The sequence below is a fragment of the Amycolatopsis sp. PSD-21 genome (assembly GCF_055561455.1).
Genome location: NZ_CM145712.1, coordinates 8,892,631 through 8,915,862, shown reverse-complemented (window position 1 = coordinate 8,915,862; position 23,232 = coordinate 8,892,631). Strand labels below are relative to the sequence as shown.

22 protein-coding genes are annotated in these 23,232 nt (G+C 70.0%); 12 read left to right on the top strand and 10 right to left on the bottom strand.

Annotation, left to right across the window (positions count from 1 at the left end; all coding sequences use genetic code 11):
• Positions 1 to 49: 49 nt before the first annotated feature.
• The 3 genes from ACZ1DY_RS41950 (at position 50) to ACZ1DY_RS41940 (ending at position 4,144) form a co-directional block, all read left to right on the top strand.
• A complete protein-coding gene (locus ACZ1DY_RS41950; RefSeq protein ID WP_465483020.1) occupies positions 50 to 808 on the top strand; it encodes a 3-hydroxybutyrate dehydrogenase in 759 nt (252 codons plus the stop codon).
• Between the two features lie 187 nt (positions 809 to 995).
• Positions 996 to 2,312 (top strand): MFS transporter, encoded by a 1,317-nt coding sequence (locus ACZ1DY_RS41945; protein WP_465483019.1) that lies wholly within the window; start codon positions 996 to 998, stop codon positions 2,310 to 2,312.
• Positions 2,309 to 4,144, top strand: coding sequence for a helix-turn-helix domain-containing protein (locus ACZ1DY_RS41940; protein WP_465483018.1), 1,836 nt, complete (start codon positions 2,309 to 2,311; stop codon positions 4,142 to 4,144). Before ACZ1DY_RS41945 ends, ACZ1DY_RS41940 begins: the two co-directional genes overlap by 4 nt.
• On the opposite strand, the gene ACZ1DY_RS41935 is transcribed toward ACZ1DY_RS41940, so the two are convergent.
• Together ACZ1DY_RS41935 and ACZ1DY_RS41930 are read right to left on the bottom strand one after the other, a co-directional pair.
• Positions 4,122 to 4,706 carry a nitroreductase family protein gene (locus ACZ1DY_RS41935; protein ID WP_465483017.1) on the bottom strand — a complete coding sequence of 195 codons (585 nt, stop codon included), beginning with the start codon at positions 4,704 to 4,706 and terminating at the stop codon, positions 4,122 to 4,124. The genes ACZ1DY_RS41940 and ACZ1DY_RS41935 overlap by 23 nt on opposite strands.
• A gap of 4 nt (positions 4,707 to 4,710) precedes the next feature.
• Positions 4,711 to 5,982: a tannase/feruloyl esterase family alpha/beta hydrolase gene (locus ACZ1DY_RS41930; RefSeq protein WP_465483016.1), complete on the bottom strand. Its 1,272-nt coding sequence runs from the start codon at positions 5,980 to 5,982 to the stop codon at positions 4,711 to 4,713.
• A 114-nt stretch (positions 5,983 to 6,096) separates the two neighbouring features.
• Between ACZ1DY_RS41930 and ACZ1DY_RS41925 the strand changes: the two genes are divergently transcribed.
• Positions 6,097 to 6,990: an extracellular catalytic domain type 1 short-chain-length polyhydroxyalkanoate depolymerase gene (locus tag ACZ1DY_RS41925; RefSeq protein ID WP_465483015.1), complete on the top strand. Its 894-nt coding sequence runs from the start codon at positions 6,097 to 6,099 to the stop codon at positions 6,988 to 6,990.
• Here the strand turns inward: ACZ1DY_RS41925 and ACZ1DY_RS41920 are convergent.
• Positions 6,931 to 7,236: an ArsR/SmtB family transcription factor gene (locus ACZ1DY_RS41920; RefSeq protein WP_257483225.1), complete on the bottom strand. Its 306-nt coding sequence runs from the start codon at positions 7,234 to 7,236 to the stop codon at positions 6,931 to 6,933. The genes ACZ1DY_RS41925 and ACZ1DY_RS41920 overlap by 60 nt on opposite strands.
• Positions 7,237 to 7,288: 52 nt before the next feature.
• Here ACZ1DY_RS41920 and ACZ1DY_RS41915 point away from each other — a divergent pair, with 52 nt between their 5' ends.
• Positions 7,289 to 8,458, top strand: a complete 1,170-nt coding sequence (locus tag ACZ1DY_RS41915) for an MFS transporter (RefSeq protein ID WP_465483014.1) — start codon at positions 7,289 to 7,291, stop codon at positions 8,456 to 8,458.
• Positions 8,459 to 8,553: 95 nt separating this feature from the next.
• Here ACZ1DY_RS41915 and nicT read toward each other — a convergent pair whose 3' ends face one another.
• The 7 genes from nicT to ACZ1DY_RS41880 all read right to left on the bottom strand — a co-directional run bounded on the left by nicT (position 8,554) and on the right by ACZ1DY_RS41880 (position 18,029).
• Complete coding sequence (gene nicT, locus ACZ1DY_RS41910) at positions 8,554 to 9,645, bottom strand: Nickel transporter NicT (protein ID WP_465485786.1); 1,092 nt, start codon at positions 9,643 to 9,645, stop codon at positions 8,554 to 8,556.
• The gene (locus ACZ1DY_RS41905; protein WP_257483222.1) at positions 9,642 to 10,571 is read right to left on the bottom strand and encodes an N-acetylmuramic acid 6-phosphate etherase; all 930 of its coding nucleotides are present in this window, start codon (positions 10,569 to 10,571) and stop codon (positions 9,642 to 9,644) included. The genes nicT and ACZ1DY_RS41905 overlap by 4 nt, the downstream gene beginning before the upstream one ends.
• 17 nt (positions 10,572 to 10,588) lie before the next feature.
• Positions 10,589 to 11,587, bottom strand: coding sequence for a MurR/RpiR family transcriptional regulator (locus ACZ1DY_RS41900; RefSeq protein ID WP_370641834.1), 999 nt, complete (start codon positions 11,585 to 11,587; stop codon positions 10,589 to 10,591).
• A gap of 210 nt (positions 11,588 to 11,797) precedes the next feature.
• Positions 11,798 to 13,573, bottom strand: coding sequence for a serine hydrolase domain-containing protein (locus ACZ1DY_RS41895; RefSeq protein WP_465483013.1), 1,776 nt, complete (start codon positions 13,571 to 13,573; stop codon positions 11,798 to 11,800).
• A gap of 11 nt (positions 13,574 to 13,584) precedes the next feature.
• A complete protein-coding gene (locus ACZ1DY_RS41890; RefSeq protein WP_465483012.1) occupies positions 13,585 to 14,853 on the bottom strand; it encodes an exo-beta-N-acetylmuramidase NamZ family protein in 1,269 nt (422 codons plus the stop codon).
• A complete protein-coding gene (locus ACZ1DY_RS41885; protein ID WP_465483011.1) occupies positions 14,850 to 16,655 on the bottom strand; it encodes a glycoside hydrolase family 3 protein in 1,806 nt (601 codons plus the stop codon). The genes ACZ1DY_RS41890 and ACZ1DY_RS41885 overlap by 4 nt, the downstream gene beginning before the upstream one ends.
• Before the next feature lie 576 nt (positions 16,656 to 17,231).
• Positions 17,232 to 18,029, bottom strand: a complete 798-nt coding sequence (locus tag ACZ1DY_RS41880) for an HAD family hydrolase (protein WP_457959370.1) — start codon at positions 18,027 to 18,029, stop codon at positions 17,232 to 17,234.
• Between the two features lie 576 nt (positions 18,030 to 18,605).
• On the opposite strand from ACZ1DY_RS41880, the gene ssd reads away from it, so the two are divergent.
• The 7 genes from ssd to ACZ1DY_RS41845 are packed head-to-tail and all read left to right on the top strand — an operon-like array spanning position 18,606 to position 23,017.
• The gene (ssd, locus tag ACZ1DY_RS41875) at positions 18,606 to 19,679 is read left to right on the top strand and encodes a septum site-determining protein Ssd (RefSeq protein ID WP_257483217.1); all 1,074 of its coding nucleotides are present in this window, start codon (positions 18,606 to 18,608) and stop codon (positions 19,677 to 19,679) included.
• On the top strand, positions 19,676 to 20,818 hold the full coding sequence (locus ACZ1DY_RS41870; protein WP_465483010.1) for a TadA family conjugal transfer-associated ATPase: 1,143 nt from the start codon (positions 19,676 to 19,678) through the stop codon (positions 20,816 to 20,818). Before ssd ends, ACZ1DY_RS41870 begins: the two co-directional genes overlap by 4 nt.
• On the top strand, positions 20,815 to 21,558 hold the full coding sequence (locus tag ACZ1DY_RS41865; protein WP_465483009.1) for a type II secretion system F family protein: 744 nt from the start codon (positions 20,815 to 20,817) through the stop codon (positions 21,556 to 21,558). The genes ACZ1DY_RS41870 and ACZ1DY_RS41865 overlap by 4 nt, the downstream gene beginning before the upstream one ends.
• Positions 21,552 to 22,130 carry a type II secretion system F family protein gene (locus ACZ1DY_RS41860; RefSeq protein WP_465483008.1) on the top strand — a complete coding sequence of 193 codons (579 nt, stop codon included), beginning with the start codon at positions 21,552 to 21,554 and terminating at the stop codon, positions 22,128 to 22,130. The genes ACZ1DY_RS41865 and ACZ1DY_RS41860 overlap by 7 nt, the downstream gene beginning before the upstream one ends.
• A 16-nt stretch (positions 22,131 to 22,146) precedes the next feature.
• Complete coding sequence (locus ACZ1DY_RS41855) at positions 22,147 to 22,320, top strand: DUF4244 domain-containing protein (RefSeq protein WP_465483007.1); 174 nt, start codon at positions 22,147 to 22,149, stop codon at positions 22,318 to 22,320.
• Positions 22,320 to 22,664 (top strand): TadE family type IV pilus minor pilin, encoded by a 345-nt coding sequence (locus ACZ1DY_RS41850; RefSeq protein WP_465483006.1) that lies wholly within the window; start codon positions 22,320 to 22,322, stop codon positions 22,662 to 22,664. Before ACZ1DY_RS41855 ends, ACZ1DY_RS41850 begins: the two co-directional genes overlap by 1 nt.
• Positions 22,661 to 23,017: an Rv3654c family TadE-like protein gene (locus tag ACZ1DY_RS41845; protein WP_465483005.1), complete on the top strand. Its 357-nt coding sequence runs from the start codon at positions 22,661 to 22,663 to the stop codon at positions 23,015 to 23,017. The genes ACZ1DY_RS41850 and ACZ1DY_RS41845 overlap by 4 nt, the downstream gene beginning before the upstream one ends.
• The last annotated feature ends 215 nt before the right edge of the window (positions 23,018 to 23,232 follow it).

The window sequence follows — 23,232 nt, the reverse complement described above, 5'->3', positions numbered from 1 at the left end:
GGCGTAGCCACATGGCCTAAGCGGGCCGGGCGACCTAACGTCGTCCGGCATGAGTGGTGCGTATCACAGCGATCTGGCCGGTAAGTCCGCGCTGGTCACGGGCGCGGCGAGCGGGATCGGCCTGGCCTGCGCCGAAGCGCTCGCCGAGGCGGGGGCCAAGGTCCACCTCGCCGACATCGACGACGCCGTCGAGAAGGCGGCGGCCGACGTCAACGGCATCGCGCACGTCGTCGACCTCACCGACGGCCAGGCCGTCGAGACCCTGCCCACCGAGATCGACATCCTCGTCAACAACGCCGGTTTCCAGCACATCGCGCCGATCCACGAGTTCCCGCCGGAGACGTTCACCCGCATCCAGGCGCTCATGGTCACCGCGCCGTTCCTGCTGATCCGCCGCGCGCTGCCGCATATGTACGACCGCGGCTGGGGGCGCGTGGTCAACATGTCCAGCGTCCACGGCCTCCGCGCGAGCCCGTTCAAATCCGCGTACGTCACCGCGAAGCACGCGCTCGAAGGCCTCTCGAAGGTCACCGCGCTCGAAGGCGCGGAGCACGGCGTGACCAGCAACTGCGTCAACCCCGGCTACGTCCGCACGCCGCTGGTCACCGGTCAGCTCCAGGCGCAGGCCGAGGAGCACGGCCTCGAACGCGACGCGGTGATCGAACAGGTCCTCCTGCGCCGTTCCGCGATCAAGCGGCTCATCGAACCCGCCGACGTCGCCGCGTGCGTGCTCTGGCTGTCCGGCGAGCACGCCGCCCATGTCACCGGTACCTCGATCCCCCTCGACGGCGGCTGGACCGCCGCGTGAACCCCAGTGTCTCCCGAGGAACCCGCGACCGCGATCGACGTCGGCAGGGCGCTGCCCGGTCGTCCACTCACGATGGCGATAGGTCGCCCTGCCACCGCGATAGCGGGGCCTTCGGCCGGGCGGGTTCACGCTCGGCCGTCTTCCGGATCCAGCTCCGCCAACAAGTTCTCACGAAAGGACGTCTTCGGTGACCACCCAGAACCGTGGCTCGATCGCGAAGGTCGTCAGCGCCAGTCTGATCGGAACGACGATCGAGTGGTACGACTTCTTCCTCTACACCTCCGCCGCGGCGCTGGTGTTCGGGAAATTGTTCTTCCCCTCCAACGATCCGCTCACCGGCACGCTGCTCGCGTTCCTGACCTACGCCGTCGGTTTCCTCGCCCGCCCGATCGGCGGTCTGGTGTTCGGCCACTTCGGCGACCGCGTCGGCCGCAAGAAGCTGCTGGTGCTGAGCCTGTTGCTGATGGGCGGTTCGACCTGCGCGATGGGCATCCTCCCGACGTACGCCACGGTCGGGGTCCTGGCGCCGATCCTGCTGACGCTCCTGCGGCTCGTGCAGGGTTTCGCGCTCGGTGGTGAATGGGGCGGCGCGGTGCTGATCGTCTCCGAGCACGGCGACGACAAGCGGCGCGGATTCTGGGCGTCCTGGCCGCAATGCGGTGCTCCCGGCGGCAACCTGCTCGCGACGGCGGTCTTGGCGATCCTCGCGGCGACGCAGTCCGACGAGGCGTTCCTCGGCTGGGGCTGGCGGATCCCGTTCCTGCTCTCGGGTGTCCTCGTGGTGATCGGGCTGTGGATCCGGCTCGCGGTCAGTGAGTCGCCGGTGTTCCTCGCGGCGCAGAAGAACAACGCGACCACGCACGCCCCGGTCGTCGAGGTGTTCCGCAAGAGCTGGCGCGCGGTGCTGATCACGATCGGTTCGCGGATGGCGGAGAACGTCTCGTACTACGTGATCACGGCGTTCATCCTCGTCTACGTCACCACCGGGCTGGGCCTGCCGAAATCGGCGGGACTCAACGCGGTGCTCATCGGTTCGGCCGTGCACTTCCTGACCATTCCCTTGTGGGGCATGCTCTCCGACCGGATCGGCCGACGGCCGGTGTACCTGTTCGGCGCGATCGGCATGGCGCTGTGGAGTTTCGCGTTCTTCGCGATGCTCGACACGAAGAACCCGGCCGTCATCATTCTCGCGGCGACCGTCGGGCTGGTGCTGCACGGCGCGATGTACGGCCCGCAGGCCGCGTTCTTCTCCGAGCAGTTCCCGACGCGGGTGCGTTACACCGGCCTTTCGGTCGGCGGTCAGCTGTCGTCGATCGCCGCCGGTGCGGTGGCGCCGCTCATCGCGGTCGCGTTGTTCAAGGAGTTCGGCAGCACGATCCCGGTCTCGCTCTACGTGGTCGCGATGTGCGTGCTGACCGTGATCGCCCTGCTCGCCGCCCGCGAGACCAAGGGCGAGTCCCTGCACTCCGAAGTTCTCACGGAGCGCGGTCGCGTGTCAGCATGACCCTTGTGGACAGTTCCGCACAGCTGCGCCGGCTGCTCGAACTGCTCGCCTCCGGGGCGGGCAGCGAGCAGCTGGCGCACGTCCCCGTCGACCCGAAGGCCACCGAGCTGGCGCTGCGGATCCGGGACACCGTCGCTGAGCACCGGCGGCGCGAGGCGGAGCTGGCCGCGCTGTTCGACACGGCCAGCGACCTCGCCCGGCTGGACGATCCGGACGCCGTCCTGCGGTCGATCGTGCGGCGGGCGCGGGCGTTGCTCGGCGTGGACGTCTCGTATCTCAGCCTCAACGACGAGACCGAGGGCAAGACCTACGTCCGCGTGACCGACGGCTCGGTTTCCGCGCTGTTCCAGGACATCGTGCTGGGCATGGGCGAGGGGCTCGGCGGGCTGGTCGCGCAGACCGCGCGGCCGTACGCGACGGCGGACTACTTCAACGACAAGCGGTTCCGCCACACCACCTCGATCGACACCGGGGTGCTCGACGAGGGGCTGACCGCGATCCTCGGGGTGCCGCTGGCGATCGGCAGCAAGGTCATCGGGGTGCTGTTCGCCTCCGACCGGAGCACCCGCGAGTTCTCGCCCGACGAGGTCGCGCTGCTGTCGTCGCTGGCCGACCACGCGGCGATCGCGCTGGACAACGCGCATCTGCTCGACGAGACGCGCCGCGCGGTCGCCGAACTGAACGCCGCCAACGCGACGATCAGCGCGCACAACGACGCGATGCGCCGCGCCGAGGACGCCCACGACCGGCTGATGGATCTCGTGCTGCGCGGCGGTGATCTGGCCGAGGTCGCCGCCGCGGTCGCGGACGTGCTCGGCGGCGCGATCGCCGTCTACGACGCCGACGGTGTCGTCCTCGCCCGGACCGGCGGCGAGCTGAACCTTTCGCGTGCGGCGGTTTCCGCGTCCAGGACAAGCGGGCGCGCTGTGTCCACTGAGGACGGTTGGCTGTGCGCGGTCCAGGCGGGGCAGGAATTCCTCGGCAGCCTGGTGCTCGGCGGCGGACGGTCGCTCGGCGAGGCCGACCGGCGGCTGTTCGAGCGGGCGGGCGTGGTCACCGCGGTGCTGCTGATGCAGCGGCGTTCCGTCGCACGCGCCGAGGACGAGGTGCGCGGGGAGCTGCTGTCGGACCTGCTCACCGCGCCGGGCCGCAATCCAGCCGCGCTGCTGGCTCGCGGTCGACGCCTGGGGGTCGATTTGTCGACATCGCACGCGGTGCTGGTCGCGCACGCCGACGACGTCTCCCGGCGGCGGCTGGCAGCGGCGGCTTCGCGGCACGCGGACCTGGTCGGGGTGCACGCCGACCAGGTGGTCCTTCTGGTTCGTGGCGCGGAGCCCGGCGCACTGGCGCGATCCGTGGCCGATGAGCTCGCGTCCACAATGGACTGCCCGGTTACGGTGGGGGCGGCGGGGCCGGCGGCGTCACCGAGGGAGCTGGCCCTGGCACACGCCGAAGCCGCGCGCTGCGTCGCGTCTTTGCTGGCGTTGGGCCGGGTGGGGGAAGGCGCGAGCATGGCCGACCTCGGGTTCGTCGGGCTGCTGCTCGGCGAGCACGCCGACCTCGGCGCGTACGTGACCGCCACGATCGGGCCGGTGCTCGACTACGACGAACGCCGCGGCACGGATCTGATCGGCACCCTCCGCGCGTATTTCGCCTGTGGCGGCAATCTGACGCGGGCGAAGGACCTCCTCCACGTGCACGTCAACACGGTCGTGCAGCGGCTGGACCGCATCGCGTCGCTGCTGGACGAGCAGTGGCAGGCGCCCGAGCGCGCGCTGGAACTCCAGCTCGCGCTCAGGCTGCACCGCCTCACCAATGACCGAAACGGATGACGTCGTCGAAGTCGCGGCGAGGGATCTTGGTCGCCGAGGAGCCGGGCGACGGCCCGGATTCCGCACCGTGGCCGAGCGCCACGACGCCGATCGGGTCGTGATCCTCCGGTACGCCGAACTCGCTGTGGAGCCGCTCCACGCTTTCCGGCGCGAGCCCGAAGAAGACCGCGCCGAGGCCCTCGTCGACGGCCGTCTGGAGGATCAGCATCGTCGCCATCCCGGTGTCGACGTCCCAGTACGGCACGCGCCACCACGAGTCGTCGCGGTCGGCGACCCCCTTGTCCGGCTTGGCATAGCGGTCGAGGTACGCGTTCTTGACCGAGAGCGGCACGATCGCGACCGGTGCCGTGGTCACGGTTTCGGGCGCCCAGCTCGCCCCGAACTCCCAGAATTTCGCGAGTTCCTCGCCGGTGAGGACGAGAAACCCTTGTCCCTGTGAGAAACCGGCCGAGGGGCCTTTGAGCGCGTTGCGCAGGATGCGCCGCAGGCTCGCCTCGGCGACGGGTTCGCCGGTGAACTTCCGGACCATGCGACGGCGTCGTACGACGTCCTGGAATTCCATCAGATCAGCTTAGTGCGCACGTGGTCGCGAGGTCGCCGCTTTGACGGGGGATCGTCGCCGAAGCGGGCGGGCGGACGCCGTCGAGCCAGCCTTCGAGCGCGGTGAACGCCGTACGGAAACACGGGCCGATGGGCCGCAGCTTGTCCGGGTACGCGTCGTACAGCCCGTCGACGTGGTTGCCGTCGACGATCCGGTAGTAACGCTGGAGCCCGGCGCGGCCCTGGTCGGCGATCATCCGCTGGTAGACGTCGGAATCGCGGGTGATCGGCAGGAGCGTGTCGAGAGTGCCGTGCAGGGTGATCAGCGGTTTGCCGATCCGGCCGGTCAGCGAGATCCGTTCCACCGCGCGGTGCACCGACGCCGGGCGAGTGGCGTAGTCGTAGTCGGTTCCGGTGAACGACGGATCGAATTCGGCCTGGTAGATGCGCTGGGTCAGGCCCCAATAGACGTCGTTGTGGTACGGCCAGAGGAATTCCGAGCCCGGCGCGAAACCGGCGTCGAGAATTTCCTGGTGGGCTTGCGCGGAACCGGCGACGTACGCGGGATAGGCCTTGATCGCGGGCGGCAGGAAGGTGAACAGGTTCGGCCCGTCTTCGTGCCAAAGCGTGCCCTCCCAGTCGATGCCGCCGTCGTAGAGCCATGGCCGGTTTTCGAGCTGCCAGCGGACGAGGTAGCCGCCGTTCGACATCCCGGCCGCGAGGGTGCGGCTCGGCAGGCGCCCGTAGCGGTGCGCGACGGCGGCCTTCGCGGCGATCGTCAGCTGGGTGACCCGCGAGTTCCATTCGGCGAGCGCGTCACCGGGGTGGCGTCCGTCGGTGTGGAAGTCCGCGCCGGTGTTGCCCTTGTCGGTGGCGGCGAACGCGTAGCCGGCGGCGAGGACCTGGTCACCGATGGCGCGATCGTTCGCGTACTGCCGTCGCACCCCGGGCGACCCCGAGACCACGAGGCCGCCGTTCCAGCGATCGGGCAGCCGCAGCACGAACTGCGCGTCGTGGTTCCAGCCGTGCGTCGTGTTGGCGGTCGACGAATCCGGGAAGTAGCCGTCGATCTGGATGCCGGGAACACCCTTGGGGGCGGGGAAACCGGCGGAGGTCAGCCCGGCCCAGTCGGCCTGGACGGTGTGCCCGGTGACCAGGGTGCCGGTGGTCGTCAAATCGTCCAAACAGGACAGTTGTTGTTTCGCGGCCCCGGGAACGCGTACGTTCGCGCAGCCGCCCGCCGCCTGGGCGGGCACAGCCAGGGCCAGCATCATCGCGAGGACCAGTAAGAGCCGCATCGGATGACGGTAAGCGGCGTCTTCGCGTGCCGGTATCCGTTGTGACCACATAAAACGGGCCACCGCTGTGGTGTTCTTCCACGTGGAATGCGGATGCTGTCGGTTTACCCTGAAATGATGCGAAAACTCCTCATCGGCGCGGTGGTTTCGGCATTGGCCCTTCTTTTCGCGACTCCGGCACAGGCGGCGGCGATCCGCCCGGTGACCGGGTTCGGGAGCAATCCCGGTGCGTTGCAGATGTTCGAATACGTTCCCGACGGGTTGCCGTCCGGACGTCCGGCGGTGGTCGTGCTGCACGGCTGCACCCAGGACGCGGCCGGATACGCGCGTGGCTCCGGCTGGGTCGGGCTCGCGGACCGGCTGCGGTTCAGACTCGTTCTGCCACAACAGGTTTCGGTGAACAACTTCAGCAAATGCTTCAACTGGTTCCAGGCGGGCGACATCAAGCGAGGATCCGGGGAGGCCGAGTCGATCGCGCAGATGGCGCGGTTCTCGGCCGGGAGCCGGACGTACGTGACCGGCCTGTCGACGGGTGGCGCGATGACTTCGGTGATGCTGGCGGCGTACCCGGAACTGTTCTCGGGCGGCGGTGTCGTCGCGGGGCTGCCTTACGGCTGCGCGACTTCGATGATCGACGCGTACTCCTGCATGAACCCCGGCAAGGACCTGACGCCGAAGCAGTGGGGCGACAAGGTGCGCGCCGCGGGCACGGGGCCGCGTTCGCCGGTCAGCGCCTGGCACGGGACCGCGGACTACACGGTCGCGCCGCTGAACATGCGCGAGCTTTCCGAGCAGTGGACCGACGTCGGCGCGGCCGTCGACACGCACGCCGTCACCGGGATGGGGCACGGTCAGCCGGTCGCGCCGGGAGCCGGATGTGGGCAGGCGGGGCCGTACCTGCTGGATGTCGGCGTGTGCGCCGCGGGCGAGCTCGCGGCGAAGTGGCGGCTAGGCGAGGATGGCGTCCAGCAGCCCGGGGAAGCGCGCGTGGACGTCCTCGGTGCGTAGCTCGACCCAGCGGGTCCGGCCCTCGACGAACGTCGTCGTGAGGCCGGCCTCGCGCAACACCTTCCAGTGATGGGAGAGCGTCGGCGCGCTGATCTCGACGTCGTACTCGGAGATGGCGCAGCTTCGCGGCGAAGGATTGCTTCGCAGGGCGCGGATCAGCTCCAGGCGCACGGGGTCCGCGAGCGCCTGGAGCACCGGCACGATCTCGATCTCGTCGATCGACGGCTGCGGCAGCGTGCTGCTCACGGCACTCCAAACTATTTGACAATCATCGAATAGTCCCACCACTATACCTCGCATGACGATTCGACGATCATCAAATGATCGGCTTGCTCTGGGGGCTCTGCTGGTACTCGCCGTCGGGACGTTCACCGTCGGCACCGACGGGTTCGTCCTGAACGGGCTGTTGCCCACCCTCGCCGCCGACCTGCGCGTTTCCGAAGCGGTCGCGGGCCAGCTGACCACTGTTTTCGCGGTGACCTACGCGGTCTCCTCGCCGCTCATCGCGGCCTTCACCGGACGGCTCGACCGGCGCTGGGTGCTCGGCGCGGGGATGGTGCTGTTCACGATCGGCATGGCCGGGCAGGCGCTCGGCGAGTCCTTCGCCGTGGTCGCCGTCGCGCGTGTGCTGGCCGCCCTCGGCGCTGCCGCGTTCCAGTCCAACGCCTATGTCCTCGCCGGCGCGCTGGCGTCGGACGAGCGACGCGGCCGCGCGCTGGCCACGGTCTCCGCCGGCATGAGCGTGTCGATGGTGCTCGGCGTACCGATCGGGGTGCTGGCCGGGAACTGGTTCGGCTGGCGCGCGGTGATGTGGGGGATCGGTGCGGTGGCGCTGGTCGTGATGCTGCTCGTGCCGCTTCTGCCCGGCCTGCGGATGCCGACGGTGTCGTTGCGCGACAGGCTCGCCGTCGTCGCGCGGCCGCCTATCGCGCGTGTGCTCGGTGTGAGCGTTCTCGGTACCGCCGCGGGCTTCGCGGCCTTCGTGTACTTGCCGGTGCTGGTGGCTCCAGTGGCGGCGGGCGTGATGATCTCTTGGCTGCTCGTCGGTTTCGGGATCGGGCAGATCGCGGGCAACGCCTTCGCTGGCCGGGCCACGGATTCACTGGGGCCCGCGCGCGTGCGCTCGATTTCGCTGATCGGGACGGTCGTGACGCTGGCGTTGCTGGACGTCGCCGTGCTGAGCCTCCCCGGCGCACTGATCCTCGCGCTGGCATCGGGCGTGTTCGGCGGAATGCTGATGGTGCCGCAGCAGCACCGGCTGTTCTCGCTGGCGCCTGACGCACCGACGGTCGCCTTGGGACTCAACGGTTCCGCGATCTACGCCGGGGGCGCCCTCGGGGCCGCGCTGGGTGGCGTCGTCCTGTCCTCGGCGGGGGTTTGGTGGGTCGGCCCCGTTGCCGCCTTCGTCGCTCTGCTGGGCTTCGCGCTTTCGGTGCCTTCGCGGGCGAAGGTGGCCCAGCCTGCCTGACCAAAGTGGGAGCAAGGGACCTTTGCTACCACTTGTCTCAACGTCGAGAGAAGTGGTAGCAAAGGTCCCTTGCTCCCTTTCCGCAGGTCAGGGAGCTATTCGACCGACCAGCGCTCCTCGATACGCCCGAAGCGCCACACGAGGAGCGCGAAGACCCACGTAAGCACGAAGAGCGCGACGACCGCGTAGCCCACGTAGTCCAGGCTCAGCGACCCGATCGCCGCGAGCGGCCCGGTCGTGATGCCGAAGCGTTCGGTGATGATCGAGATGACCTCGATCGTCCCGATGAGCAACGCGACCGCGACGGAAAGCGCCGTCACGGTGAGGTTGTAGTAGATCTTCCGCACCGGCTTCGCGAGGGCCCAGCCGTACGCGTAGTTCATGAAGCAGCCATCGGCGGTGTCGAACAGTGTCATCCCCGCGGCGAACAGGATCGGCAGCACCAGGATCGCGTACCAAGGCAGCGAAAACGCGGCCGCGCCACCGGCGAGCACCAGCAGGCTGACCTCGGTCGCGGTGTCGAAGCCGAGGCCGAACAGCACACCGATCGGGTAGATGTGCCAAGGCTTGCGCACCGCTTTGGTGGCGCCTCGGAGCAAGCGGTTCATGAAGCCGCGGTTGTCGAGCTGCCGCTCCAGCGCCGCTTCGTCGAGCTCGCCCCGCCGCATCCGCCGGAACACCTTCACGATGCCGACCAGCACCACCAGGTTCATGATCCCGATGAGGTACAGGAACACCGCGGAAACCGACGTCCCGATCAGCCCGGTCGCCTCGTGCAGCGTCGACGAGTCGTCCTCGACGGCGCCGGCCAGCGCCCGCACGCCGAGCGACAACAGCAGGCACAGGGCGAACACGATCGTCGAATGGCCGAGGGAGAACCAGAAACCGACCGAAAGCGGCCGTTGCCCGTCGGCCATGAGCTTGCGGGTGGTGTTGTCGATCGCGGCGATGTGGTCCGCGTCGAAAGCGTGCCGCATCCCGAGCACGAACGCCGTGACACCGAGGCCGACCCCGAACACGCCCGTGGCGCCGAGCTCGTACTGGCGCGGCGCCACGAAAAGCGTCAGGACCCCCCAGCCGATGACGTTGAGCAGCAGGATGAACCCGGCCATCCCGGCGACGGACACCCGTTCGCGTCGCGTGAGCGCGAGGCGTCGGGATGAACGGGTCTGTCCGCCGGTGTTCAGCTCGCGCGCACCCGGAGGGAGTCGAGAGCCTTGCGTACGTGGCCATCGTTGGCCGCCAGCGCCTTCGCCGCACTCGCGACGTCCTCGCCGGACAGCAGATGGACCAGCGCGACCTTGAGGTCGCCGTCGGCCTCGGTGAGCGCGTCGGAGCAGTCCGCCATGCTCATTCCGGTGGCCTCGCGCAGGATCCGGATGGTCCGTCCGCGCAGCTTGGCGTTCGTCGCCCGCATGCTGACCATCAGGTTCGAATACGTGCGGCCGAGCTTGATCATCGTCGCCGTCGAGAACGCGGTGAGGATGATCTTCTGCGCCGTGCCCGCCTTCATCCGCGTCGATCCGGCGATCGCCTCGGGGCCGGTGTCCACCGCGATGAGGACGTCGACACCCGGCGGCGTCACCGTCGCCGGATTGCCCGACACCAGGGCGGTGCGGGCACCGAGACGGCCGGCCGCGGCCAGCGCGCCGAGGACGTAGGGCGTCCGGCCGGAAGCCGTCAGCCCGAGCACGAAGTCGCCGGGCGCGACGGACTCGGCCACCTCGGCGGCTCCGGCCTTCGCGTCGTCCTCGGCGTCTTCGACGGCTTGGCGCAGCGCGCGTGCGCCGCCCGCGTGATGCGCGATGAACCAATCGGCGGGCACGTTGAACGTCGGCACGAGCTCCGCCGCGTCCAACGTCGCCAGCCTGCCGGAGGTGCCGGCCCCGAAGTAGTGCACGCGGTGTCCCGACCGCAGCGCTTCCACGGCGAAGTCGACCGCCCGCGCCACCTGCGGCAGCACCGCGGCGACGGCTTCGGGGACCCGGCGGTCCTCGGCGTTGATGGCGCCGAGGATGCCCATGGTCGACATCAGGTCGATGTCGGTCGTCCGTGGATTGCGCTGTTCGGTTGGCGAATCGACGTGCACCACCTGGCGTGGGACGGTCATCATGCGCCTCACTTTTTCGCTCATTTGCCGGTTTCCCGCGGCCGCCGCCTGCCGTCGGGCCGGACGCCCAGACGGTGCGAGCCAACCGCGTCCCTGGTCGCGTCGAGAGCGTTGACCGACGCGTCCATGTGCCGCTGCGCGACACCGATGAACAAGCAGTCGATGACGGTCAGCTGCGCGATGCGACTGGCGGTCGCACCCGAGCGGAACGTCGTCTCCCGCGCGGCCGTGGTCAGTACGTGGTCGGCGACCTCGGTGATCGGCGAACGCGGGAAGTTCGTCACGGCGACGGTGATCGCGCCGTGCTCACGGGCCACGCGCAGCGCCTCGACGGTGTCCGTGGTCGCGCCCGTGTGCGAGATGCCGATCGCGACGTCTCCGGGGCTCAGCACGGCGGCCGAGGTCAGCATGATGTGCGTGTCCGACCAGGCGAAGCTGACCCGGCCGATGCGGTGCAGCTTCTGCTGCAGGTCCGCGGCGACGAACGCGCTCGCGCCAACGCCGTAGACGTCCACGCGGCCCGCGCCGGCCAGAACGTCGATCACCCGCTGTAGCGACGGGATGTCGAGCTGGTCGGCGGTCTCTTCCACGGCACGGGCATCCGCGAAGCTCACCTTGCCGATGACCGCGGCCAGGTCGTCCTCCGGGCCGATCTCGCCGCCGAGGTTGCGGGACGACCGCGCCTCGGAGCGGGCGGTGTCGGCCGCCAGTGCGATCCTGAGCTGCGGATACCCGCCGACGCCGACCGCCTTGCAGAACCGCGTGACGGTGGTTTCGCTCGTGTTGGCCGCGAGCGCGACCTCGGTGATGCTGCGCCGCGCGACCGTCGCGGGGTCGTCGAGGACGACCTTCGCGACACGCTGCTCAGCCCGGGCGAGCCCGGGCAGGAGGGAGCGAATCCGGACGAGCGGGCTCGCGTCAGCGTCCCGTGTCGGCTGCGCCGGCACGGCCTCGGACGGTGCGGCCGCGATTACGGAATCGGTATCGCCCACCGTGGGAAAGTTACTAACCGTTGGCATCTGCGACAAGGCTACCCACACCCTTCGGGAAGATCGCAACCTATCCGTGTCTGCGGATTCGATTTGCGATTAATCGTTGACCAGAAAGTCGCTAACCAGGTCGAGGCCGTTAACGAGGTCGAGCTAACGACTTGGCAACTTAGTGTCGCGATGCAAGGGGCTGTGTCCCGGTCAACGGGGTGGTCCGGTCAGCGGATCGGAGCTGGCCGGTTACCTAGTGCTCAACTTCCACCCGGTAGCGACGAAAGTAGGGGGATTATGCTCACTGTCCAGCAGTGTGCGGCCGCGTTCAGTGACTTTCACACCGTCCAAGGAAATTCCCCGGCCGGTGTAACGGGCATCGGTCGTGTAACGCCAGCGGAGGGTGATTTGTGAGCTTTGCGACACCTCTGCCGCCGCCCGCCACCAAGCTCGATGACCGTGCCCGCCGAGACCGGGTTGGTCCCCGACGGGAGCGCCTGGTCCGTTTGCACGCACAGTAATCGTTTTCCAGGTGGCTCCGCCGTCGGTACTTATTTCCAGGAACAGCGAGTCCGACGGGCCTTCGGTGTCCACGAAGGTGTCGAAGGAGACCTTCAGCGGCCCACCGCGCGTCTGCAGCACCGGAGTCGTGAGCGTGGCCGTGGAGACGTCTCCGGCGCCGCTGAACCACGCGTCGCGGCCGTGCGCCGGGCGGACCGCCATCGCTTTGGCGAGCGAGCTCGCCCATGTCTCCCTGGCGATGTTGATCGAGCCCCAGTTCCGTGTCGGGTGCACCCGGTTGGTCAGCAGGATCGCGAACGACCGCGACAGCGGGTCGATCACCAGCGAGGTCCCGGTGAACCCGGTGTGCCCGGCCGTCGAGGGCGCCGACAGCGCGCCCATGTACCAGGGCTGGTCGAGCTCGAAGCCGAGGCCGTGCGCGTTGCCGGGGAACTTGTGGTTGTAGTTCGTCAGCATCGCCCGCACGGTCTCCTCGCGCAGGATCCGCTGGCCTCGGTACGCGCCACCGTTGAGGATCGTCTGCGCCAGCACCGCCATGTCGGCGGCGGTGGAGAACACGCCCGCGTGCCCGGCGACGCCGCCCAGCGACCAGGCGTTCTCGTCGTGGACCTCGCCGCGCACGAGCCCCCGCGGCGGCTTCGCGGCGTACTCGGTCGCCGCGACCCTGGCGAGTTTCGACGCGGGCGGGTTGTACCCGGTGTCCACCAGGCCCAGCGGGGCCGAGATGCGGTCTTGGACCACCTTGTCCAGCGGAGCCCCGGCCACCTTCTCGACCAGGAAACCGAGCGTCAGCAGGTTGATGTCGGAGTAGAGGTATGTACTTCCCGGCGCGTTCTTCAGCGGGCTGTCGAGGACGGCCTTCCGGCGCGACGGGATGTCCGGGTAGCCCTCCCACAGCGACGGGAGCGGTGTCGCGGCGAAGCCCGAGACGTGCGTTAGCAGCTGCTGGACGGTGACGGCCTCCTTGCCGTTCACCCCGAACTCCGGCAGGTACCGCGCCACCGGCGCCGAGATGTCCAGCTTGCCCGCCTCGGCCAGCTGCATCACCGCGATGGAGGTGAACAGCTTCGAGATCGAGGCCATGTCGAAGATGGTGTCCGCGCGCATCGGCACCTGCTGCTCGGGTGGCAGTTCGGTGCCCTTCGCGTCGGCGTAGCGGACAGCGCCACCGACGGCTTGGCGCTCGACGACCACGCCGTCGTGCGCGAGGAGGCCGACCGCTCCGGAGAAATGCGGATGCCCGGTGGCGTCCGGCTTTGTCCAGCTCTCGATGAACTGCTCGGCCGCCTTGATCGGCGCCGGGTCGAGACCGACGTCGGACGGCGCGCCGTCACGCAGGACGGTGGACGCGGGCGCGAAGCCTTCGCGCGGCTTGTCGAACCGGCCCGCCGCGCGGTCTCGCTGGGCTTCGCTCCCCGGAATCGCCTGTGCTCCCGCCGTCGACAGCGTGGTCGCCGCGACCAGTACGGAGACGGCCGCGATCAGGATCTTCCTAACACGCAAGGTCGTTCCCCTCAGCGATAGATGAGATGGCGACGGCGTTTCCGGTCGAACTCGGCCAGTTCGGCCTGCCAGGACCCGACGATCTCGTCCACTCCGGCGCCCTTGTCGATCATCGTGCGCAACCTGTCGGAGCCGGACAGCTTGTCGAGGAAGTTGTCGGGCCGCCACTTGAACTTGTCCGGGTGCACCTGCTTCGCGGTGACGAACATGGTGACCGCGGTGCGGATGGCGTCGAACGACCGCGGGTCCGTGACGGTCACCTGCACGCCACCGCAGGGCTCGTTGACGAACTTGCCGAACGTCGGCACGAAGTACGCCTCGCGGAACTTCACCCCGGGCAGCCGCTGCTCGCCGAGCTTCTCGCGCCAGCGCCAGTCGAGGCCCGGCGCGCCGATGATCTCGAACGGCCTGGTGGTGCCCCGGCCTTCGGAGAACACGGTGCCCTCGAACATCCCGGTGCCGGGATACACGAGCGCGGTGTCCGGCGTCGGCATGTTCGGGCTCGGCGGGACCCACGTCAGCCCGGTGCGCTCGAAGAGCTGGTCACGTCGCCAGTCCCGCACTTCGACGATTTCGAGCTTGCCCGGCGTGACGCCCTCGGCGGGCAGGAACTCGGCGGCGAAGAACCGCGCGAGCTCGCCGACGGTCATGCCGTGCTGCTGGACGATCGGCTTCCGGCCGACCCCCGAGGAGAACGCCGGGTTCAGCATCGGCCCGGCGGCCTTGCCTCCCAACGGGTTCGGCCGGTCCAGCACGACGACCGCCGCGCCGACCTTCGCCGCCGCGACCATCGCCGTGTACAGCGACCAGATGTAGGTGTAGAACCGCGCGCCGACGTCCGCGATGTCGAAGACGACGGTGTCGACGCCCGCCTTCGTGAACATCCCGGCGAGCTTCGTCGCGTCGGCGCCGTACGCGTCGTAGACGGGCACGCCGGTGCGGGGATCGGTGTAGTCGCCCTCGGAGCCGCCCGCCTGCGCGCTGCCGCGGAAACCGTGCTCCGGCCCGAACGCGGCGAGCGGCCGGACGCCGGCGGCGACCATCGAGTCGACGATGTGGTCGCCGCTCGCCAGCACACCTGTCGGATTCGACAGCACGCCGAGCTTGCGGCCGGACAGCGGCGCCCAGCCACGGGCGGCGAGCACGTCCGCTCCGGTGCGGGTGAGCGAGGGACCTTTGCTCTCGCTTTGCGGCTGGGCCCCCGCGACCGAGGATCCGGCCGTCAGCGCGGGAACCGCGAGCGCGCCGGTGGCGAGGAAGTGGCGGCGGTTGAGGTTCACCAGGTCAGCCCGTGGCCGAAGGGGTACTTCACCGTGCCGACGTCCTTGCCGGCGGGAACGTCCACCGGCAGCTTGCCCTGCGGCGTCACCTTCCCGAGGATCACCTTCGCCAGCGCCTCGAGCGAAGGCGAGATGTAGCCGTACGTGGCGAGCCACGTACGGATCGGGTTCTCGTAACCGGCGTCGTAGGGGATCTGGGCGGCGACCGCGACGACGGGTTTCCCGGTGTCGGCCAGCGCCTGCAACAGCTTGCCCTGCAACGGATACGTGCCGACGTTGTTGGTCAGCACGACGACGAGGTCGACGTTCTTCGCCGCCGCGACGGCCTGCGAGATCTGCGCGTCGGTCGGCGTCTGCCCGGTCTGCAACGCGGTCGCCTGCGTGCCGTGCGCGGTGAGCTTCGCCGCCAGGGACGCCGTCGTGCTCACGCCCCAGCCGGTCACCAGCGTCTTCGCGGGCTGCTGCTTGAGCGGAAGGACACCGCCGTCGTTGCGGATGGCGGTGACCGACCGGTCGGCGATGCCCTGCGCGGTCGCGAGGTTGGCCGGGGTGCCGACCTTCGTCATCACCTTGGCCGGGTCGACGAACGGCGAGGTCAGGATGCCGCGGTTCAGCTTGAGCTTGAGCACCCGCAGGACGCTTTCGTCGATGCGCTGCTCGGTCAGCTCACCCTTGCGGACGGCGTCGAGCACCGAGTTGATCGCGAGTTCGAGGTTCACCGGCATGAGCAGCTGGTCGATGCCCGCCTTCAGCGCGAGCACCGGGATCTCCGCGTCGGTGTGCATCTCGCGCACGGCGTCCATCGACAGCGAGTCGGTGACGACGACGCCGCGGTACCCGAGCTCCTCGCGCAGCTTGCCGGTGAGGATCGGCTTCGACAACGTGGCAGGCTCGCCCGACGGGTCGAGGCTGGGGAACTGGATGTGCGCGCTCATGATCGAGTCGATGCCCGCCTTGATGGCGGCCTTGAACGGCGGCACGTCGGTCGCGCGCCAGCTTTCCTCGCTGCGGTCGATCCTGGGCAGCTCGTGGTGGCTGTCGGTGGCCGCGTCGCCGTGGCCGGGGAAGTGCTTCGCGGCGGCGGACACCGTCTCGGAGCGCCGTCCGGAGTTCTGGAAGCCCCTGACCTGGGCCTCGACGAACTGGCTCGCCAGCTCCGGGCGGCCGGAGAACGACCGGACGCCGATCACCGGGTTGGCCGGGTTGGAGTTCACGTCGGCGTCGGGGGCGAAGTCCTGGTTGATGCCGACGGCGCGCAGTTCGTGCCCGAGGATGCGGGCGGCCTCCTGCGCGGCCTTGGTGTCACGGCCGGCCGAGATCGCCATCGCGTTCGGCAGCTCGGTGGCGGGGGCACCCATCCGGGTGACCGTGCCGCCTTCCTGGTCGGTCGCGATCTGCAACGGGATGCGGGCGCCGCTGCGGAGCGCGGCCCGCTGGAGCCCGTTGGACAGCTTGGCGACCTGCACCGGGTCGTCGAAGTTGTCGCGGCTGTCGTTGTTGAAGTAGATGACGCCACCCAGGTGGTACTTCTCGATCACCTGCGCGGGGGTGTCGACGCCGAAGTCGGCCTTGTTCTTGGCGTTGACCTCGTCGGCGGACTTCCCGTTCACCCACGTGACGAACAGCTGCCCGACCTTCTGCTCCAGGGTCAGCCCGCGCAGCGTCCGCTGCGCCTCGACGTCCGCCGTCACCGGCTGCGCGGTCGCCGGAACCGCCGCGACACCCAGGGTGAGCAGGCCCGCGAGGGGCAGGGCGAGCGCATGGATCCTCCGATGACGGGCGTGCGCGGTTCGGGTCGTCACCTCAAGCCTCCCAGATTCGTGCCTGACTCTCAGATGGAAAGAAGTCCACCTGGAAGCACTGATATCCGGAAGCTACCCACGAGCACTTTGCTTGTCCATCGGCCACCCGCACGAACGGTCCGTTCATACACAAAGGGACGCGAAGGGGCCTGTCACGCTTGAAATCGGGGGCAAAACACTGGCGGCGCCCGTCGGCAAGAAGCCGGCGGGCGCCGCCAGTCAGTGCGGACCACTCGGGCGACCAAGCGTGCAACTCTGGTCGTACCTTCATGGACTCGGCGTCCGGCGTCCCGGTACGCAGTCCCTAGACGACGAGCCTCCCGCGGCGCGCTGCGCGTGGGTACCCGGTGTCCGCACACGGAGATTCGCCGGGGTGGAACAGGCTTCTCTTCTACCTGTTCCCTGGCCGACCGAACGTCCGCACCTACTTTCTACGCCGTGAGCCGGGTCACTTCAAGTGCGCAGACGGGTGCACCGGTACAGAGGCTCGATCTAGTGACACGGGCACCCTCCGCGACGGACAATTCGCGGCCCTGACTGCGGAAACCGGCCCGGTACCGCCGTGTGGGTGTGCGCTCAGCGGGTGCGTTTGCGCCGGTTGTAGCCGTACCAGGTGGCCCCCGCGGCGACGGCGCCGAGCGCGACCAGCCCGGCCGACCGCGCCGGGATCCGGGTCCGCAGCGACATCGGGTGTTCGAAGGCGAGGATCTCCCAGCCCTGTTCCGTCGCGTGCTTGCGCAGGACGCGGTCGGGGTTGACCGCGTGCGGCCGGCCGACGACTTCGAGGAGCGGGATGTCGGTGCTCGAATCGGTGTACGCGTGGCACTGGGTGAGGTCGTAGCCGTAGGTCGCCGCGAGTTGTTTCGCGGCGACGGCCTTGTTCTCGCCGTAGCAGTAGAAATCGACTTCGCCCGAGTAGCGACCGTCCACAATCTGCATCCGCGTTGCCACGCTGCGCGTCGCGCCGAGCATTTCGGCGACCGGCGCGACGACTTCCTCGCCGGTCGCCGACAGCACCACGACGTCGTGCCCCTCCGCGCGATGCGAGGAGATCAGTTCCGCCGCTTCCGCGTAGACGAGCGGGTCGACGACGTCGTGCAGCGTTTCGCGGACGATCGCGGACACCTGCGCGACGTCCCATCCGGTGCACAGCGCGGAAACCTCGGCCCGCATCCGCTCGGTCTTCGCCGCGTCCGCGCCCGCGAGGGAGAAGACGAGTTGGGCGTACGCGCTGCGAAGCGCGGCTCGGCGGTTGATGAGGCCTTCGCGCAAAAGCGGCTTGCTGAAGGCCAACGCGCTCGATGACGCGATGATCGTCTTGTCGAGATCGAAGAACGCCGCGACCTGGTTTGGCGTCGTGCTGGGTCGGTCCACCCGCCAAGGATAGGAGAGCCGGACCGGCGCGCGCCGGTTGGTCGACCACGATCGTGCCGTCGCGGTGGAAAATTCACGACCGCCCCCTCGGTCGGGCGCGTCGTGCCGTTATCGAATTGTGGGTGCGGAGGTCGCCCGCAACGGGCCGGTGTCGGAGTTACAGTGAGATTGCCCGGTGTTGCACCGGGCCCAGGTTCAGTCCGACCCCCCGGGGCTGAACCCCAGGCGGCCCTCGTCCCTCCCCCCTGGCGAGGGCCGCCTCCTCGATCCCTTGCGGTGTCAGTGGTTCAGACCTCGACGGCCGCGGAAACCCCGCCCCGGCAATGCAGGAACCGGCCGGAGTTCGTTAACTTTCTTTTCTCTCAATCATTTTCGTGCTCGTTTCCGGCTGCGAACAGAGTCGTGGGTTCGTAGTGGAAAGGGACCGACAAAACCGCGGGAAACCGGTTTCCCGCGGCGGAGTTGTCCACAACACCCCGGTTGTCCACAGGTGGGGCGGAATGGCGTTGTGCGCGGCGGGCGACCGGCGCGACCGTGGAGTCATCACCCGAGTCCGACCGAATCACTGGGGGAGTCATGACCGTGGAACATCCGCTCGTCGTCGCCGGCGACGACATCCTGCTCGACGAGATCCTGCGCGTGGCCGCCGCCGCGGGCTGCGAGGTCGAACGCGCACCCGATCTGGACGCGGCGCGCGGAAGATGGGCCCGCGCGCCGCTCGTGGTCCTCGACGAGGAAGCCGCGAGCGCGCCGAACCGCCTGCTGCGGCGGAACAAGGTCCTGCTGATCTGCAAAGGCGCGCCGACACCGGTGACGTGGGAGCGTGCCTTCAACACCGGTTCGGAGAAGGTCCTTTCGCTCCCGGACGAGGAAGCCGACCTCATCGGCGAATTCGCCGACGTCGTCGACGGGCCGGCGCGTGACGACGGCGTCGTCATCGGGATCATCGGCGGGCGTGGCGGTGCCGGGGCTTCCGTGCTGGCGGCCGCCGTCGCGTATCAAGCGGAGAAGTCCGGCACCGGCGGGCTGCTGGTCGACTGCGACCCGCTCGGCGGCGGGGTCGACGTACTCCTCGCAGCCGAACGTGATCGCGGGCCCCGGTGGCCGGAGCTCGACCTCGGCGGCAGGGTGTCCATGGCCGCGTTGAGCGAAGCCCTGCCGCGAAAGAAGTACTCGACCGGCTCACTGTCCTTTGTGTCCTATGGGCGGGAAGGACGCGGCCCCGGGCCCGAGGCGATCGAGGGCGTGCTGAACGCCGGACGGCGCGCGGGGCGGACCGTCGTCTGCGATCTGCCGAGGTATTTCGGCCCCGAGACGTCCGCCGTGATCGGGCTTGCCGATCTCGTCGTGGTCGTCGTCCCCGCGGAACTCCGTGCCTGTGCCGCCGCGAAACAGGTCCTCGCCAGGCTCGAACCCCACGCGACGAGGATCGGTGTCGCGGTCCGCGGGCCGTCGCCCGCCGGGCTGATCCCCCAGGAGATCGCCGACGCCGTCGGCGTCCCGCTCATCACGTCGATGGGCCGGGAGCGGTCCCTCTCGGTGGCCCTCGACCGCGGCGAATTCGTCCCGAGACATCGCGGGCACCTGGCGACGGCCGCCACCGAAGTCCTCGCGGCGGCGCGCGGAAACCTGGCCGGTGCTTCGAGATGACCGAAGACCTGGTCGAGCGGGTCCGGCGGCGGCTGGCCGGATCGGACGCCCCGGCGGATCCGGTGAGCGTCGCGCGGGCTGTCCGCGCCGAAGCGGGCGGCGCGCTCGGTCAGGACGCCGTCCTCGGAGCGGTCCGGCTGGCCCGTGACGAGTTCGTCGGCGCCGGCCCCCTCGCACCGCTTCTCGAAGAGCCCGGCGTCACCGACATTCTCGTCACCGCTCCCGACGAGGTCTGGATGGACACCGGTAAGGGTCCCAAGGCGACGGACATCCGTTTCGCCGACGAGGAAGCGGTCCGCAGGCTGGCCCAGCGGCTCGCCCTCGCCGGCGGGCGGCGGCTGGACGACGCGCAACCGTTCGCCGACTGCTGGCTGCCGGGAGTGGGGCCGCAAGGCCGGGTCCGGATGCACGCGGTACTCCCGCCGCTCGCGCCCGCCGGGACCTCCCTCTCGCTCCGCGTCCTCCGGCCGGCCACCCATGATCTCGCCGAACTCCGGTTGCGCGGGGCGTTCGGCACCAGCGGCGCGGATCTGCTCGACTCGGTCATCCGGCGACGGCTCGCGTTCGTGGTCTCCGGCGGGACCGGGACGGGCAAGACGACCTTGCTCGCCGCGTTGCTCGGCGCCGTCCCGCCGTCCGAACGCATCGTCTGCGTCGAGGACGCCGGAGAACTGCAACCGGACCATCCGCAGTTCGTCAGCCTGCTCACCCGCCCGGCGAACGTCGAGGGCGCGGGCGAGATCGGGCTGAGCGAACTGGTGCGTCAGGCGCTGCGAATGCGTCCGGACCGCCTGGTCGTCGGAGAGGTGCGCGGCGGGGAGGTGATCGCGTTGCTGAACGCGATGAACACCGGGCACGAGGGTGGCGGCTGCACCCTGCACGCCAATTCCTCGGAGGAGGTCCCCGCCCGGATGGAGGCGCTGGCCGCGCTCGGCGGACTGAAACGGGACGCGTTGCACAGCCAGCTGACGGCGGCGGTGCGGGTGGTCCTGCACATGGTCCGGCTGCCGAGCGGGATCCGGCGGCTGGACGAGGTCGGCGTCCTCCGGTCCTATCGAGGCGAGGCCAAGGTCGTTCCGGTCTGGAGCAAAGGCACCTGGATCGGCGACGAGACTCCGTTCGAGGAGCTGGCGGCATGAACCCGTGGTTCCTGCTCTCCTGCGGCGCGGGCCTGGCCTGCTGGCCGAAGCGTATGGCGCGCGCGCCGATCGCCTGGCGTCCGCCACGGGCGCTTCGGACGGGTTGGTGGCCTCTGCCGGCTCTGCTCGTCCTGCCGTTCCTCGGGATCGGCTGGGCCGTCGCGGTACTCGTGCTCACCGTGACCATCCGCCAGGAGGTCCGGTCGCGAGCGCGGGCGAACGCGGCGCTGGCCGAAGCCGAGCTCACCGCGTCGGTTCTGCGGACGATGATCGGTGAACTCCGCGCGGGCGCCCATCCGGTGACGGCGGCCGAAGCCACCGCGGAGGCGATCCCCGCGGCGTCCGAGCGGCTGCGCGGGCTCATCGCGGCCGCCCGGCTCGGTGGTGAGACCGCGGCCGATCCGGACGCGCCACCGGCACTGGTGAACGCATGGACGCTCGCGAACCGGTTCGGGCTCCCGATGGCCGACGTGCTCGACGCCGCGAGACGGGACGCGGAGGCCGGGATCGGCTTCCGCCGCCGGCTCAAAGCCAAGATGGCCGGTCCCCGGGCGAGTGCCGCCGTACTCGCGGCCCTTCCGCTGTTGTGCCTGCCGCTCGGCGAGGCGATGGGGGCGGGCCCGGTCCACGTCCTCACGAGGACGGGCGCCGGTCAGTCGCTGCTCGTCGTGGGCAGCGGGCTGATCTGGGCGGGTACGGCTTGGTGCCGGGCCCTCACCGGGCGGGTGGCGTCGTGCTGACCGGCGCGGCGTTGATCCTGCTGGGCGGTGCCGTCTTCTGTTGGCCACGCGTCGCGGCCGGAGGCGTAGCGCGGCCAGGCCGGCTTCTCACGCGGCTCCGGACGCGGCCGCCCCGGGACAACGGCGTCTTCGAACTCGTCCGGTCCGCGGCCACCCTCGACCTGCTGGCCGCCTGCCTGGCGGGCGGGCTGCCGGTGCCCGTCGCGCTCGAGGCCGTCGCGCCGACAGCCTCACCGAAGACCGCGGCGGCTCTGCGTTCGGTGGCGTCGCATCTCGCCGTCGGCATCGGGCCGGCGGAAGCCTGGGTGCCGGTCCGCGGCCGGCCCGGCCTGACCGAACTGGCCGTCGCCGCCGTCCGGACGGCGCGGGCGGGCACCGCGCTCGCCACGCACGCGAAGGACCTCGCGCGAAGGCTGCGCGAGTCGCTCTCCGCCGAGGCCGAGGAACGCGCGGAACGGGCGGGAGTGCTGCTGGCGGCACCGATCGGCCTGTGTTTCCTCCCCGCGTTCCTCTGTCTCGGTGTCCTGCCCGTCGTGCTCGGCCTCGCCGGGCGGCTCGACGGCGTCCTCTGATCGAAAGGCGAATCCCTTGAACAAGCTCCCCACCTTCCGCGAAGACGACGGCATGGCGACGATCGAATACGCCATCGCCACCATCGCCGCCGCCGCGCTGGCGGCCCTCCTCTATGTGGTCATCGAAAGCGAAGCCGTCCGAGCCGGGCTCACCGCGCTCATCGAGCGGGCCCTGTCGGTGAAGTTCTGATGCGCGGCGACGACCGCGGCTCCGTCACGGTGGAGGCCGCGCTCGGCATCGGCGCTCTGACCTTCGTCTCGGCCCTGCTGCTCGCCGGGATCGGGGTCGCGTCCGATCAGCTCCGCTGCACCGACGCCGCCCGCGAGGCCGCCAGGCTCCTCGCCCGCGGCCAGCCCGCCCGTGCCGAACAGGCGGTCCGGGAGATCGCGCCGTCCGGCGCCCGGCTGGACGTCGTCCGCGAAGGCGACACCATCACGGCCGGCGTCGAGGCCGAGCCGGTCTCCGGGCTCCTGCCGGGTATCCGGCTGCGCTCCAGCGCCTTCGCCGTCGCCGAGCCGGGGAGCGGGCCGTGACCGCGGACGATCGCGGTGTCGCGACCGCGTGGACCGCCTCGATGGTCGCGGTCCTGGTCTGCGCGGCCGCGATCGCTTTCTGGATCGGCGCCGCCGTCACGACCCGGCACCGTGCCGAAGCCGCCGCGGATCTGGCGGCCCTCGCGGCGGCCTCGCACGCGTCGGACGGTCCCGCCGCGGCCTGCGAACGGGCCCGGCAGGTCGCCGTCCGGATGTCGGTCACGCTGCTGACCTGCCGGTGGGAACGAGGTGACGCCCTGGTCGAGGTGCGCTCGGAGCCCTCGGGGCGGCCGGCGGTCACCGGACGGGCGGAGGCGCGGGCCAGGGCGGGGCCGGTCGACCGGTCGCCGTGACGGAGGTCGCACGGTGAACGGTCGCCGGCCGGTGACCGGCGAGTAGTACGCGCGAGTAACCGCTGGGCGCGAGCAGCGGTCGTTGACGCGCGGCGAGCGGTCGAAGCCATGATCAGCTCACCGCCGAACGGCCGCCCGCCGCTCACCGCGAGCGCCGTCACGCAGGCGGGAAGCCCAGGTCGGCTGCGACGAACGGCTTCATACCGGTCGTGCGG